12 protein-coding genes are annotated in these 13020 nt (G+C 68.1%); 1 reads left to right on the top strand and 11 read right to left on the bottom strand.

The features are described 5' to 3' along the window. The first annotated feature begins 84 nt into the window (after positions 1–84). Positions 85–1800, top strand: a complete 1716-nt coding sequence (locus JVH1_RS17725; protein ID WP_009476847.1) for an alpha/beta-hydrolase family protein — start codon at positions 85–87, stop codon at positions 1798–1800. Positions 1801–1820: 20 nt separating this feature from the next. Here the strand turns inward: JVH1_RS17725 and JVH1_RS17720 are convergent, their stop codons facing one another. From JVH1_RS17720 to JVH1_RS17670, 11 genes are all read right to left on the bottom strand, one after another. Beyond that, complete coding sequence (locus JVH1_RS17720; protein WP_009476848.1) at positions 1821–2651, bottom strand: alpha/beta fold hydrolase; 831 nt, start codon at positions 2649–2651, stop codon at positions 1821–1823. After that, on the bottom strand, positions 2648–3094 hold the full coding sequence (locus tag JVH1_RS17715; protein WP_009476849.1) for a MaoC family dehydratase: 447 nt from the start codon (positions 3092–3094) through the stop codon (positions 2648–2650). Before JVH1_RS17715 ends, JVH1_RS17720 begins: the two co-directional genes overlap by 4 nt. 32 nt (positions 3095–3126) lie before the next feature. Then, on the bottom strand, positions 3127–4824 hold the full coding sequence (locus JVH1_RS17710) for an alpha/beta hydrolase (RefSeq protein WP_009476850.1): 1698 nt from the start codon (positions 4822–4824) through the stop codon (positions 3127–3129). 16 nt (positions 4825–4840) lie between these two features. Continuing rightward, on the bottom strand, positions 4841–6412 hold the full coding sequence (locus tag JVH1_RS17705) for a long-chain fatty acid--CoA ligase (protein WP_009476851.1): 1572 nt from the start codon (positions 6410–6412) through the stop codon (positions 4841–4843). Between the two features lie 36 nt (positions 6413–6448). Further along, on the bottom strand, positions 6449–7096 hold the full coding sequence (locus tag JVH1_RS17700) for a CoA transferase subunit B (RefSeq protein ID WP_009476852.1): 648 nt from the start codon (positions 7094–7096) through the stop codon (positions 6449–6451). A gap of 1 nt (position 7097) precedes the next feature. Beyond that, positions 7098–7856 (bottom strand): CoA transferase subunit A, encoded by a 759-nt coding sequence (locus tag JVH1_RS17695; RefSeq protein ID WP_009476853.1) that lies wholly within the window; start codon positions 7854–7856, stop codon positions 7098–7100. Beyond that, positions 7853–8467 carry an alpha/beta hydrolase gene (locus JVH1_RS17690; protein WP_009476854.1) on the bottom strand — a complete coding sequence of 205 codons (615 nt, stop codon included), beginning with the start codon at positions 8465–8467 and terminating at the stop codon, positions 7853–7855. The genes JVH1_RS17695 and JVH1_RS17690 overlap by 4 nt, the downstream gene beginning before the upstream one ends. A gap of 27 nt (positions 8468–8494) precedes the next feature. Next, positions 8495–9826, bottom strand: coding sequence for an MFS transporter (locus JVH1_RS17685; protein ID WP_009476855.1), 1332 nt, complete (start codon positions 9824–9826; stop codon positions 8495–8497). A gap of 121 nt (positions 9827–9947) precedes the next feature. Next, positions 9948–11000: a 3-keto-5-aminohexanoate cleavage protein gene (locus JVH1_RS17680; protein ID WP_009476856.1), complete on the bottom strand. Its 1053-nt coding sequence runs from the start codon at positions 10998–11000 to the stop codon at positions 9948–9950. A 49-nt stretch (positions 11001–11049) separates the two neighbouring features. After that, positions 11050–11964: a TauD/TfdA family dioxygenase gene (locus JVH1_RS17675; RefSeq protein ID WP_009476857.1), complete on the bottom strand. Its 915-nt coding sequence runs from the start codon at positions 11962–11964 to the stop codon at positions 11050–11052. 36 nt (positions 11965–12000) lie between these two features. Then, complete coding sequence (locus JVH1_RS17670) at positions 12001–12975, bottom strand: quinone oxidoreductase (protein ID WP_009476858.1); 975 nt, start codon at positions 12973–12975, stop codon at positions 12001–12003. Positions 12976–13020 lie beyond the last annotated feature (45 nt).

The following is a 13020-nucleotide window of genomic DNA, read 5'->3' as shown; positions in this document are numbered from 1 at the left end:
CCCACGTGGGCTTCGATGTTCACGGGACGCGGTGTGATTGCGGATTGCCGTCGAACGTGACTCTGTGACGGCTACGCTTGGTAGGTGCCGAACGAAGTGATCGATGGTGCACCCGAGCGCGAAGCCGGTCCCGTCCGGCCACCCGGGTATCGCCGCTGGCGTCCGGACCGCTATGCCTTCGGGGGGCTGGTGGTCGCGGTGCTGTTCGTGTGGCTGTCGTTGACGCCGACACTGCTGCCGCGTGGTCCGTTCTTCCAGGGATTGGTCACCGGCGTTTCGGCGGCGATCGGCTACGCCATCGGATTCCTCGGTTCCAAGTTGATCCGCTACCTCGTGCACCGGGAGGCGCCTGCCCGGGTGAAGACAGTGGTGCGCCGGGTGGCGTCGGTGATCGGGATCGTCGGAACCGCGGCGTTGCTGGTGTGGTTCTGGGATTGGCAGTCGCAGTTGCGGGCGATCATGAGTGCCGCACCGTTCCCGTGGTTCGGCTATCTCGTCATGGTGATCGTGGCGGTGCTGATCTACGTCGGGTTGGTGGCGCTGGCCCGCGTGCTGCTGCGGGCGGTGTGGTGGGTCGAACGCAAGATCAGCCGGGTGGTGCCGCGGCGGATCTCGGCGACGGTCATCGGTGTACTGGTGGTCGCGCTGCTCTTCGCACTCGTCAACGGCGCGGCGGTGCGGGTGATCATGTCGGGGTTGAACAATTCGTTCGCCGCCGTCAACCAGGAGACCAAGGCCGGTGACGAGCCGCCGACGTCGTCGCTGCGTTCGGGCGGGCCGGACTCGCTCGTCACGTGGGATTCGCTGGGTCGGCAGGGCCGTTCCTTCATGTCGCGTGGTCCGACCGTCGACGAATTGTCCGCGTTCAATGGAGGGCGGCCCGCGGTGGAGCCGATCCGGACGTACGCCGGGCTCGCCAGCGGCGGCGATTCGATCCGCGAGAACGCCCAACTGGCAGCGGACGAACTCGAACGCGCAGGCGGGTTCGATCGTGCGGTCGTCGGCGTGGCCACGACCACCGGTACCGGGTGGATCAACGAGAGCCTCGCCTCCTCGCTGGAGTACATGTACAACGGCGACACCGCGATGGTCGGGTTGCAGTACTCCTATCTGCCGAGTTGGCTGTCCTTCCTGGTGGACAAGGAGCGGGCCCACCAGGCCGGGGAGGCCTTGTTCGACGCGGTGTACGACAAATGGAAGGTCTTGCCGCCGGCGTCCCGCCCGAAGCTCGTCGTGACGGGGGAGAGCCTCGGCTCGTTCGGGGGCGAAAGTGCATTCGGCAGTGTCGACGACGTCGAGGCGCGCACCGACGGTGTGTTGTTCACGGGACCGCCGAACGCGAACGAGATCTGGACCGACGTCACCACGAACCGCGATCCGGGCTCGCCCGAATGGCTTCCGATCTACGAGCAGGGCGAGACTGTTCGATTCGGAGCGCGGGCGCCGGAGGACCTGCCGCGCCCCGACGCCCCGTGGGGACGGCCACGGATGGTCTATCTGCAGCACCCGTCGGACCCGATCGTCTGGTGGTCGCCGGAATTGCTGCTGAGCGAGCCGGATTGGCTGAAGGAGGACCGTGGATACGACGTCCTCGACAGCACCCAGTGGTTCCCGTTCGTGACGTTCCTTCAGGTGGCGGCCGACATGGCGGTGTCGACGGGCGTTCCCGACGGGCACGGACACACGTACGTCGTCGACATCGCCGACGCGTGGAGCGCAATCCTGTCGCCCGAGGGCTGGACCCCGGCGGATACCGAGCGTCTGCGGACGACGCTTGCGGCGATCGGGGAGGACGGCTGACCTGTTGTGCGGGCCGACGGCTACGGAGCCGCGAGAAAGGTCGTGACAGCAGGGGCGAGATCGGCTGCATTGGTGACGATGTCGAGGTGCCCGCCGGGGTGGAGGTGCAGGGTCGCGTGCGGCAGGAGCGCGTTCATGACGTGGGCGTTGGCGACGGGAATGATCGGGTCGTCGGTGCCCGCGACGATCAGCGTGGGCTGCCGGATGAGTGGTAGTACCGGCAGGCTCGTCCACACCGCCCCCGCGAGGAGTTGGTGGAGATAACCGATGCGCGAGCCCGTGTGCGTCTGCTTCCGAAAGATGCGCGCAACGCCCTCGCCGCCGTCGCGGGCCGTGCCGCCGTACAGGTCGCCGGCGATGGCCGTGGCGTAGCCGGTGTCGGTGAACCGTCTCGGAGTCAGCATCTTCGCGAGCACACGCGGGTGGCCGGGAATCATCACGGCACCGGTTCCGGTGGCGACGAGGACGAGTCGCCGGCAGCGCCGCGGGTTCTGCAGGGCGAACTGCTGGGCCAGCGCTCCGCCCCAGGACAATCCGAGGACGTCGACGGCACCGACCCCGATCTCGTCGAGGAGGCGGCTCAGGCCGCACGCGAGCGCGGGAATGGCGTACGGGACCGGTGATGCCGGCGAACCCCCGGTGCCGGGAACGTCGAAGCGGATGATCGGCACCGCCGGATCCATCGCGGCGACCAGCGGGTCCAGCACTTCCAGGCCCGCTCCGATGCCGTTGCACAGAACCAGGGGCACACCGGTCCCGCGGCGGATCCGCAACCGGATCCGCCGACCCCCGACCGGAACGACCCTGTCCTCGAACCGGTCGCTCCTGCCGAACAATTCGGTCACGCTCACGTGTAGAGCACCACGACGTCGGCGACGCACACCGGACGCGTTCCGCCGTCGATCTCGTAGGTCAAGCGGAAGACGGCCTCGATGCCGGCCGGTTTCTGCTCGCCCGAGATGACGGACACGGTGACGCGGAGCGCGGAACCGACGGGCACGGGAGCGGGGAACCGCACCTTGTTCAGGCCGTAATTGAGGGCGGCGTGGACGCCGTCGACGGTGAGAACCTCGGCGAGGACGCTCGGCGCCAGCGACAGCGTGAGGTAGCCGTGCGCGATCGTGCTGCCGAAGGGGCCGCTGGCCGCGCGTTCGGGATCGGTGTGGATCCACTGGTGGTCCCCGGTCGCGTCGGCGAACAGATTCACCTGATTCTGCGCGATTTTCAGCGTGCCGGTGGTTCCGATGGTCTGTCCGACGAGATCGAGGAGATCGGTGGGCTGTGTGTGATGCATGGGCATGGATTACCTCTGTGGTGTCGAGCGGGTCAGCTGTGGTGGACGTAGGTGCCCGGGGCGGGACCGAGCGGGGGGAACTGCCGGGCGCCGAGGCCGCCGGGCGCGTCGATGTCGGGTCCGCTGCGCTCGGCGAGCCAGCGGGCGTAGTCGGGCCACCACGAGTCCGGTGCGGTCTCCGCCGCGGTCAGCCACTCGTCCGGAGTCTCCGGGGCGGGCTGCCCGAATCGGAAGGACGCTCGCGGATTACCCGGCGGGTTCACGAGTGAGGCGATGTGACCGTTCGACGACAGCACGAACCGGGAGTCCTTGCTGCCGAGGAGGCGAGCGCTCCGGTAGGTGGACTGCCACGGGCAGAGGTGGTCGGCGGAGCCGCCGACGACGTACGCGTCGGCGGTCACGGTGGCCAGGTCGACGGGTGTGCCGAGCATGGTCGCAGCGCCCGGCGCCGTCAGCGCGTTGCGCAGTCCGAGCAGGACGAGATCGCGGTGCAGTGCCGCCGCCATGCGGGTGGTGTCCGAGTTCCAGAACAGCACGTCGAAGGCTGCGGGAGCCCGGCCCTGCACGTAGTTGTTCACCCAGTACCGCCAGATCAGGTCGGTCGGACGCAGCCAGGCGAACATCTCGGCGAGGGTGCGGCCGTCGAGATATCCCTTGGCGGCCGAGGCGCGGATGGCGGCTGCGGCGGCGCGCTCGCTCATGACGGCCGCCGCGGTACCGGCCTGGGTCTGGTCGAGGACGGTGACGGCCAGGGTGAGGCCGGCGACGCGGTCGCCCTCGCCGACCTGGGTGAGATGCGCGGCGACCATCGCCGCGAGAATCCCGCCCGAGCAGGTGCCCAGGAGGTGGGCGCTGTCGGTCCCGGCGATGCACTGCACCGCGTCGAGCGCCTCCACGATCGCGGCACCGTACGTGTCGGCACCCCAGTCCCGGTGGCGGGCGTGCGGGTTGCGCCAGGAGATCGCGAAGACCTGCTGACCCTGCTGCAGGAGGTACTCGACGAGACTGCGGCCCGGTGCGATGTCGAGTATGTAGTACTTGTTGATGACGGGCGGGACGATCAACAGCGGTGTGGCGTGGACCTTTTCCGTCTGCGGCGTGTAGTGGATCAGTTCGAAGGTGCGGGTCTGCAGGACCACGGCACCCTTCGTTGCAGCCACGTCCTCCCCGACGGCGAACGCGTCGGGTTCGACCATGGCAGGCACGCGAGGGCTCGACAGTATGTCGCGCACGAACGCCCGGACGCCGCGTGCCGCACTGAGACCGCCGGTGTCCACCATTGCCTTCCAGCCGAGCGGGCTGAGGAGTGGATTGTTGGAGGGGGACAGACCTTCGACGAGGTTGTCGAGAACGAACCGCATCCGCTCGTGGTCACGCCAGTCGAGTTCGGCGTCGTCGAGCAGGGCGGCGGCGGTGTGCGATGTCGCGAGATACGCCTGCATCGCCCGGCGCAGGGCAGGATTCTGTTGCCACGCGGCGTCGCCGAAGCGCTTGTCGGCCTTCGCGGGAGATCGGTCCGAGGTGCCGGCGGTAATTGCGCCGAGTTCGCGGGCGAGGGCGCCGCCGCGCCGGGCGAGGGTCCCCGGACGGCCGGCGAGGCTGACCCCGAGGCGGCCCCACGAGCTGTCGGGGAGCATGCGGGCGGCGACGCCGCGGGTTCCGCTGGTGAGGAGGAGGTCGAGGGGAGCGGTGAGCTCGTCGGGGATGGTGGGGAGGGGAGTGTCGCTCACGCTTGTGCTTTCGATATCAGAGTGCGGCCGGGGCGCGGCCGAGTTCGCGTTTGAGGATCTTGCCGGTGGCGGTCATCGGAAGGGTGGTGACGAATTCGACGGTGCGGGGGTACTTGTAGCTCGCCATCTGCTGCCTGGCCCAGGCGATCACCTCGTCCGCGGTGACCTGTGTGCCCGGCTCGAGGATGACGTACGCCTTGATCTCCTCGCCGTGGCTGTCGTCGGGGACGCCGACGACGGCGGCGAGAGAGATGGCGTCGTGGCCGAGGAGGACCTCTTCGATCTCGCGGGGGTACACATTGAATCCGCCGCGCACGATCAGGTCCTTGACCCGGTCGACGATGTAGTAGAAGCCGTCGTCGTCGACGCGGGCGAGGTCGCCGGTCCGGAACCAGCCGTCCCGCAGCACTTCTGCCGTGGCGTCCGGGCGGTTGTAGTAGCCCTTCATGATGTTGTGGCCGCGCAACGCGATCTCGCCGATGTCGCCGGCTCCGGTGACGGTGTTCCAGTTCCTGTCGACGAGCCGGGCCTCGATTCCCCACACCGGGACACCGATCGAGCCGGGCCGTGGATCGCCTCCGGGGTCGCTGAACGTCGCGAGCGGTGACGTCTCGGACAGTCCGTATCCCTCGAGGATCTGGACACCGAAGCGGTCGGCGAACCGGGTGAGGATCTCCACCGGCAGCGCGGCGCCGCCGGAGATCGCGAGTCGCATGTTGCCGGCGATGCGGTCGATGTCGGCGGGGTGTTCGTCGAGGGCGCCGAGCAGGCCCCAGTACATGGTGGGCACCCCGGCGAATACGGTGATGTTCTCCCGTTCGATGAGGTCGAGTACGGCGGCGGCCTCGAACCGGGGCAGCAGCACGAGGGTCGCCCCGACCGAGATTCCGGCATTGAGGGTGACGGTCTGGCCGAACGAGTGGAACAGCGGGAGGGTCACCAGGTACCGGTCGTGGGTGGCTGGAGTGCTGTCGAAGAGTCGGTTGGCGGTCAGCGCGTTGAGCACCATGTTGGCGTGGGTGAGCTCGGCGCCCTTGGGTTTTCCGGTGGTCCCGCTCGTGTAGAGGATGACAGCGGTGTCCCCGGGTTCGCGGACCACGGTCTCGACCTCGGTGTCGCGATCCGCGACGGCGTCCGCGAGCCTTCCGATGCCATCGATCGTGGCGGGAGCGTCGGGGTCGGCGGTGATGCGGAACATGGTGCGGCAGTCGGGACTCTGTGTGAACGCGGAGCGCCCGTACTCGCCCATCGGCAGGTCGGGGGTGCCGTCATAGCACAAGTACGCCTTGGCGTCGGAATCGGCGAGGTGGTACGCGATCTCGCGGTCCTTGAGCAACACGTTGAGCGGTACGACCACGGCGCCGGCCTTGAGGATGCCGTAGTAGACGACGGGGAACTGGGGGATGTTGGGACAGGAGAGCGCGACCTTGTCACCGGGTTCGATGCCGCACGACATCAGCAGGTTCGCGACCTGGTTCGACCGGGCGTCGAGGTCGGCGTACGTCATTCGTGTGTCGCCGAGAATCAGGGCGTCGCGGTCGGGGAATCGGCGGGCGGAGTCTTCGAGAAGGACGGAAAGGTTGAGCACGGGAAACTTTCTCGTGGTGGGCGGGTGGGAGAAGCGCTACGACAGCGCCGCTGCGGTGGCGGCGCGCACCAGGTCTGCGGTGACCCCGGGCGCGCACTCGCGCAACACGAGACCGGAGTCGGTGACGTCGACGACGGCCAGGTTGGTAATGATCCGGTGCACGACACCGCGTCCGGTGAGAGGCAGGGTGCAGCGTTCGACGATCTTCGGGGCACCGGACTTGTCGCAGTGCTCCATGACCACGATGACTGTGCGGGCGCCGTGCACGAGGTCCATCGCACCGCCCATGCCCTTGACCATCTTTCCCGGAACCATCCAGTTCGCGAGGTCGCCTGCCGCGGAGACCTGCATTCCGCCGAGGACGGCGGTGTCGATGTGGGCGCCGCGGATCATCCCGAAGCTGAGCGCCGAATCGAAGAACGATGCGCCCGCGTTGACGGTGACCGTTTCCTTGCCTGCGTTGATCAGATCCGCGTCGACCGCGTCCTCGTCGGGATACGGGCCGGTCCCGAGGATGCCGTTCTCGCTGTGCAGCGTCACCTCGACCCCCGGCGGCAGGAAGTTGGGGATCAGCGTGGGCAGCCCGATACCGAGGTTGACGTACTCGCCCGGCGACAGTTCCTGGGCAGCACGGGCTGCCATTCCCTCGCGGGTCCAGCCGATCGTCTCGACGATGGTCGTCATGTCAGTCCTTCCTCGCGGCGACGGTGCGTTTCTCGATCTGCTTGTCCTGAGTCCCGGTGTGGACGATCCGGTCGACGAAGATCCCCGGCAGGTGCACCCGCGCCGGGTCGAGGACACCGGGCTCGACGAGCTGCTCGACCTGCGCGATACAGACACGGCCGGCCATCGCGGCGAGCGGGTTGAAGTTGCCTGCGGCCTTGGCGAAGACGAGGTTGCCTTCGGCGTCGCCGATGCGGGCGTGGACGAGTGCGAAGTCGGCGGTGATCGACTCCTCGAGCACATACTGGCGGCCTGCGAACTCGCGGATCTCCTTCGGCGGAGACGCGACGGCCACCGATCCGTCGGCGGCGTACCGCCACGGCAGCCCGCCGTCGGACACGGGCGTTCCGACCCCTGCGGGGGTGAAGAACGCGGGGATCCCCGCACCGCCGGCACGCAGCTTTTCGGCCAGAGTGCCCTGCGGCGTCAGTTCGACCTCGAGCTCACCCGTCAGGTATTGGCGCGCAAATTCCTTGTTCTCCCCGACATACGACGCGGTGACGCGGCGAATCCGACTGTGGGCGAGCAGGATACCGAGTCCGTGGCCGTCGACGCCGCAGTTGTTGGAAAACACCTCCAGATCGGTGACGTCACCGGCGGCGATCGCGGCGATCAGCTCGTCCGGGATTCCGCACAACCCGAACCCGCCGACCGCCAGCGACGCACCGGAGGTGATGTCCGCGACCGCGTCGGCTGCCGAACCGAAGACCTTGCGCGTCATCGGCCACCTGCGTTCGCGAGCCCGGGAACGACCGTGCTCTCGATCAGTTCCCGGAGCAGTTCCTCGGCGTACGGCCAGTACCCGTAACCGGCGGCCGGGTTGAGGTGTCCGACCGCACCGAGGTCGACGAGCCGGCTCCCCCAGGCCTCGGCCATTCCGGCGACCCGACGGAATCGGGCCAGCGGATCGTTCGTGCTGGCGGCGACGACGCTGGGGAACGGCAGCCGGCGGCGGGGGACGGGATCCCAACCACCCTGCTCGAGTTCCTCGGGGGTGGGATACCCCGCGGGCAGTGGTTCCTCGAGGTCCGGTGGGGTGGCGAGCAGGGCGCCCTGGATCGGGCGGGTCGACTGCTGCGCCCAGTGGACGGTAATCGCGACTCCCGCACTGTGAGCGACCAGCACGACCGGGCCGTCGATGTCGGCGAGGACGGTGTCGAGGGCGGCGACCCGGGCCGCGAGGCTGAGCTTGTCCCGTTCGAGCGGCGGCACCGTCCGCGCGGTGTCGAGCCTCTCGGCGAGCAAGGTCTGCCAGTGGTCGGTGACGTGGTCCCGCAGTCCGGGCACGATCACCACGGTCGGTGAGGTGGAGGTGGAGGTGGAGGTGGTCACGGTCGGCTCCAATTCTTCGGAGGTGGATCAGGCGGGTGCGGCGGTGAGGGCGGCGAGCTTGCGGCGTCCGGCCGGGTAGGCGCGCTTGCCGAGGATCAGGGCCACGATCGCGACGATGTAGATCAGGGGAGCGATCTGCAGGGCTGTGACCAGGCCGAAGCGGTCGGCCAGCACCCCGACGACGAAGGGTCCCAGTGCCAGTCCGAGGAGGTTGTTGGCCAGGGTGAGTGTGCCGAAGGCTGAGGCGCGCACCGACGAGTGGGTGAGGTTCGCGACCATCGCGGCGATGGGGCCGGACGAGCCGGCGGAGAAGAAGGCACCGATGCCGATCAGGACCAGTTGGGGCGTGCCGGTCGGCAACTGGAACCCGGCGCCGAGGAAGACGAGGGAGATCACTCCGAAGACCACCGCGGTGGTCCATTTCCGCGCTGGGTCGTTGCGGCTCACGCGGTCGGTAATGATGCCGCACACCACCATGCCGCTGCCGACGAGGAGGACGAAGATCGAGGCCATCGCACCGGCCTTGTCGAGAGCGAGACCGTAGGATCGGTTGAAGAAACTCGGCAGCCACGCCAGAAGCACACCGGCAGTGAACATCTGGAGGCCACCACCGATGTAGGCGAACACGACGGCGGGGGTGGTGAACAGGCTCGAGATCGGCGCCCGGAATCCGGCGGGGCCGGGTGCGTCGGCCGGGTCGTCGTCGGCCGCATGCTGAGCAAGTTTGCGTTCGGAGACCAGAGCCCGGAACAGGGCGACGAGCATGAGCCCGAAGACGGCCATCGCGGCGAACGACCAGCGCCAGCCGAGGTTTACGGCGATCACGCCGCCGAGGGCGACGCCGATCACGGACCCGAACGATCCGCCGCCCATGAAGGCGCCGCTGAGTGTGGAGTGCACTCGCGGGGCGAACACGCTGAGAACCACCGCGATGCCGACGCTGCCGTAGGCGGCTTCACCCACGCCGACCAGGAAGCGGGCCCCGAGCATCTGCTCGTAGCTGCTCGCCACGGCGCAGAGCAGTGTGGCGATGCTCCAGAGCACGGCCATCAGGACGAGGCTCTTCACGCGACCCCACCGGTCGGCGAGCAGCGACAGCGGGAGGGTGAGCAGTCCGACCATCAGCGCGACGACGCTGCTGAGCGACGCCAGCTGTGAATCGGTCAGTGTCCATTCGGTTTTAAGGAGCGGGAAGACGGCACTGAGGACCTGCCGGGACATGTAGTCCGACAGCAGCAGGCCGAAGGTGAGTGCGAAGACGATCCAGGGGTAGAACCGCGACCGGGAGGCCGGGGCGGTGCTCCCGGTGGTGGTATTCGGGGTGGTGGTGTTCAGGGCGGTGGTGGCGGGCAATCCCATGAGGCCTCCTATGGCCGTCAGGAGTGATAAAGGGGTGGGGGAGAGAGCCGGCCGTGCTCGTGTGAGCGGCGGTCTGTCCGGCTCTCTCCCCGGCGTGATGCAAATCCCCCGGCGCCGAAGATCAGGCGTGGTGGGTGAAGCCGACCTGTCCGGGACGGCGGTTGGGCGCGTAGCCGAGCTTGGCGAGTGTCTCGTCGGCATCGGCGTAGGTCTGACCGATCCGGTAGATGTCACGGGCCTCCTTGCCGGTGGCCACCTCGCGGCCCAGTTCACCCGCGACGCGGACCAACTGCTCGACCTGCTGGACGGAGGTCATCTTCTCGCCCTTGCGTCCCCAGATGGTGTCTTCGTTACCGCAACGGGGGTGCAGGCCCATCGCGATCGCCATCGCGTTGACCGGCAGCACGCTGCGCATCAGGGTCTCGAGGGTCAGGCAGGCACCGTCCGGGACTCGCTGGATGAAGTTCATGATGTTGTACGGGTTGGGGCCGTCGAAGCCGCCGCCGATGCCGACCCAGGTCAGGTTGAGCGGACCGGTGTAGATCCCGCGCCGGATGAGCCGCTCGACGGTCTCGAGCTGGGGGATGCTCGAGAGCTGGAAGTGCGGCTGAATTCCGGCCGCCTGCAGGCGACGCAGATGCTCCTCGACCCACGCCGGGCCTGCCGGTACCGTCATCTCCCGGTACGCCTCGGCGAGCTCGGGCCGCTCCATCGAGGTGCCGGCGATGTCGTCGGCGGTCATGAGTTCCATGATGTTCATCTGAGAGGTGTTGATCGCGATCGTCACCTGGTCGGGTGCGGGATCGAGGTCGGCCAGCATGTGCCGCGTGTCGTCCGAGAGCCACTTCGCATCCGCGCCTTCGCCTTCGGGTGCGAAGGAGATCGATCCGCCGACCTGCAGGATCATGTCCGGCACCGCCTGGCGCAGTCCGGCGAGCAACTCGTTGAACTTCGAGAGCCGCTTGGAGCCCTTGCCGTCGAGCTCACGGACGTGGATGTGCAGGACGGTGGCGCCGGCCTCGTAGCAGTCCACTGCCTTCTGGACGTGCTCGTCCATCGTCAGCGGCAGGTCTTCGCGGAAGTCGTCCGGCTCCCACTCGGGACCGTACGGGGCACACGTGATGACCAGCTTCTCCTGGGTCTCGGGGAAGAGGGCGTCGTCGTGGAAGTGCATGGGTGTTCTCCGTTCGAAATCGGATCTGATGAATAGGGGCTGTGAGAATTCAGAAGGGCCGGTCGCCGACGATTCCGGCGCGTTCCATCTTGCGGACGGCCGGCCAGTAGTCCTGGACCGCGTAGTGCTGGGTGGACCGGTTGTCCCAGATCGCCACACTGTTCGGGGTCCACCGCCACCGCACCTGGTACTCGGGGATCGCGGCCTGGCTGATCAAGTAGTTCAGCAGGTTGCTGCTGCCGGGCGCGTAGTCGATGCCGTACCGGATGTTCTCGGGGGTGTGGTAGTTGACGAAGTGGGTCGCGAAAGCGTTGACGAACAGGATCTTTTCACCGGTCTCGGGGTGCGTGCGCACTACGGGGTGCTCGGCGTCCGGGAACCGCTGGTGCAATGAGTGCCGCTGCTCCGTCGGCTGGGCGGCGCCGAACGACGCCTCGATGCTGTGCCGTGCACGGAGTCCGTCGATCTGCTTCTTCACCGCGACGGGGAGTTTCGCGTAGGCCTCGGCCATGTTCACCCAGATGGTGTCGCCGCCGACGGGGGGCGTCTCCACACAGCGGAGCACACAACCCATGGGCGGGTTCTCCCGCCAGGTGGCGTCGCAGTGAAAAGCGTTCTCGTAGTGCTCGGCCGGGCTGTCGAGGTCCTTGTAGATCTGCACGAGCCCGGGATGATCCGGGTCGCTGCCCGCGACGGGGTGATCCTCGAGCGGACCGAACCGTTCGGCGAGCGCCACGTGCTCGGCGCGGGAGATGTCCTGGTCGCGCAGGAACAGGACCTTGTATTCGAGCAGCAGTTCCCGGAGTTCGGCGAACAGGGCGTCGTCGCGGGAGGCGTCGCCGAGGTTCACGTCGAACAGTTCGGCGCCGAGGGAACACGTCATCGGTGCCAGCCGGAAGGAACCGGAGGGGGAGGGAATCGTGTGCCGTTCGGGTGAATACGTCAGTTGCGCAGTGTCGTTCATGGTGGTGTCTCCGTCGTGGTGAGAGGTGTCGCGCCGTCAGAGGCGGAACACGGAGGAGCCGATGCTGCGGCCGGACTCGAGATCCCGGTGTGCCTGGACCGCGTCCTCGAGCCCGTAGCTCTGGTTGATCTCGATCCGGATTCGTCCCGCCTCGACGTGGTCGAACAGTTCACCGGCGAGTTCGGCGCGCTCGGCCGGGTCGGCGATGTAGTCGGCGAGCGCGGGGCGGGTGACGAACAGCGAACCCTTGACGGCCAGCTGCATCGCGTTGATCGGAGGAATCGGTCCGGAGGCCGTTCCGAAGCACACCAGCAGACCGCGCCGGGCGAGGCAGTCGAGCGAGGTCTGGAAGGTGGACTCGCCGATGCTGTCGTACACGACGGGGACGCCGGCACCGTTCGTGATCTCCCGAACCCGCTCGGCGACGTTCTCCCGGGTGTAGACGATCACGTGCTCACACCCGTGGGCGCGGGCGATCGCGGCCTTCTCGTCGGTGGACACGGTGCCGATGACGTTGATGCCCAGCAACTTTGCCCACTGCGTGAAGATCAGGCCGACGCCGCCGGCCGCCGCGTGCAGGAGCACGGTGTCGCCCGCCTTCAGCGGGTGGATGCGGCGCAGCAGATAGGCGGTGGTCAGACCGCGCATCGTCATCGCGGCCGCGGTGTCGAAGCGGATCGCTTCCGGCAGCGGGATCAGCGGTGCGGCCGGCATCACGCGTTCGGTGCTGTAGGCGCCGAGGGGGCTGCCCGTGTAGGTGACGCGGTCACCGACCTGCACGTGGGTCACGCCGGAGCCGACTTCCTCGACGACACCGGCCGCCTCGACGCCCATGCCTGCGGGCAACTCGGCCGGATACAGGCCGGTGCGGAAGTAGGTGTCGGCGAAGTTCAGTCCGACGGCCTCGTGCCGGATCCGGACCCCGTGGGGACCGGGCTCCCCGACCTCGACGTTCTCCCACCGCATGACCTCGGGTGCGCCGTGCTCGTAGAACCGAACAGCCTGTGCCACTGTACTTCTCCTCGTCGATGTGAAGGCCGCCGCTTCGGCCTCGTG

Source organism: Rhodococcus sp. JVH1 (assembly GCF_000280725.2).
GTDB classification, from domain to species: Bacteria; Actinomycetota; Actinomycetes; order Mycobacteriales; family Mycobacteriaceae; genus Rhodococcus_F; species Rhodococcus_F jostii_A.
This window is presented reverse-complemented; position numbering and strand designations above follow the sequence as displayed.

Bases quoted from the DNA above. Each gene is read 5' to 3' on its own strand.
- JVH1_RS17700 (WP_009476852.1), bottom strand. From the start codon at position 7,096: ATGACGACCATCGTCGAGACGATCGGCTGGACCCGCGAGGGAATGGCA.
- JVH1_RS17715 (WP_009476849.1), bottom strand. From the start codon at position 3,094: ATGCATCACACACAGCCCACCGATCTCCTCGATCTCGTCGGACAGACC.
- JVH1_RS17695 (WP_009476853.1), bottom strand. From the start codon at position 7,856: ATGACGCGCAAGGTCTTCGGTTCGGCAGCCGACGCGGTCGCGGACATC.
- JVH1_RS17680 (WP_009476856.1), bottom strand. From the start codon at position 11,000: ATGCACTTCCACGACGACGCCCTCTTCCCCGAGACCCAGGAGAAGCTG.
- JVH1_RS17685 (WP_009476855.1), bottom strand. From the start codon at position 9,826: ATGGGATTGCCCGCCACCACCGCCCTGAACACCACCACCCCGAATACC.
- JVH1_RS17675 (WP_009476857.1), bottom strand. From the start codon at position 11,964: ATGAACGACACTGCGCAACTGACGTATTCACCCGAACGGCACACGATT.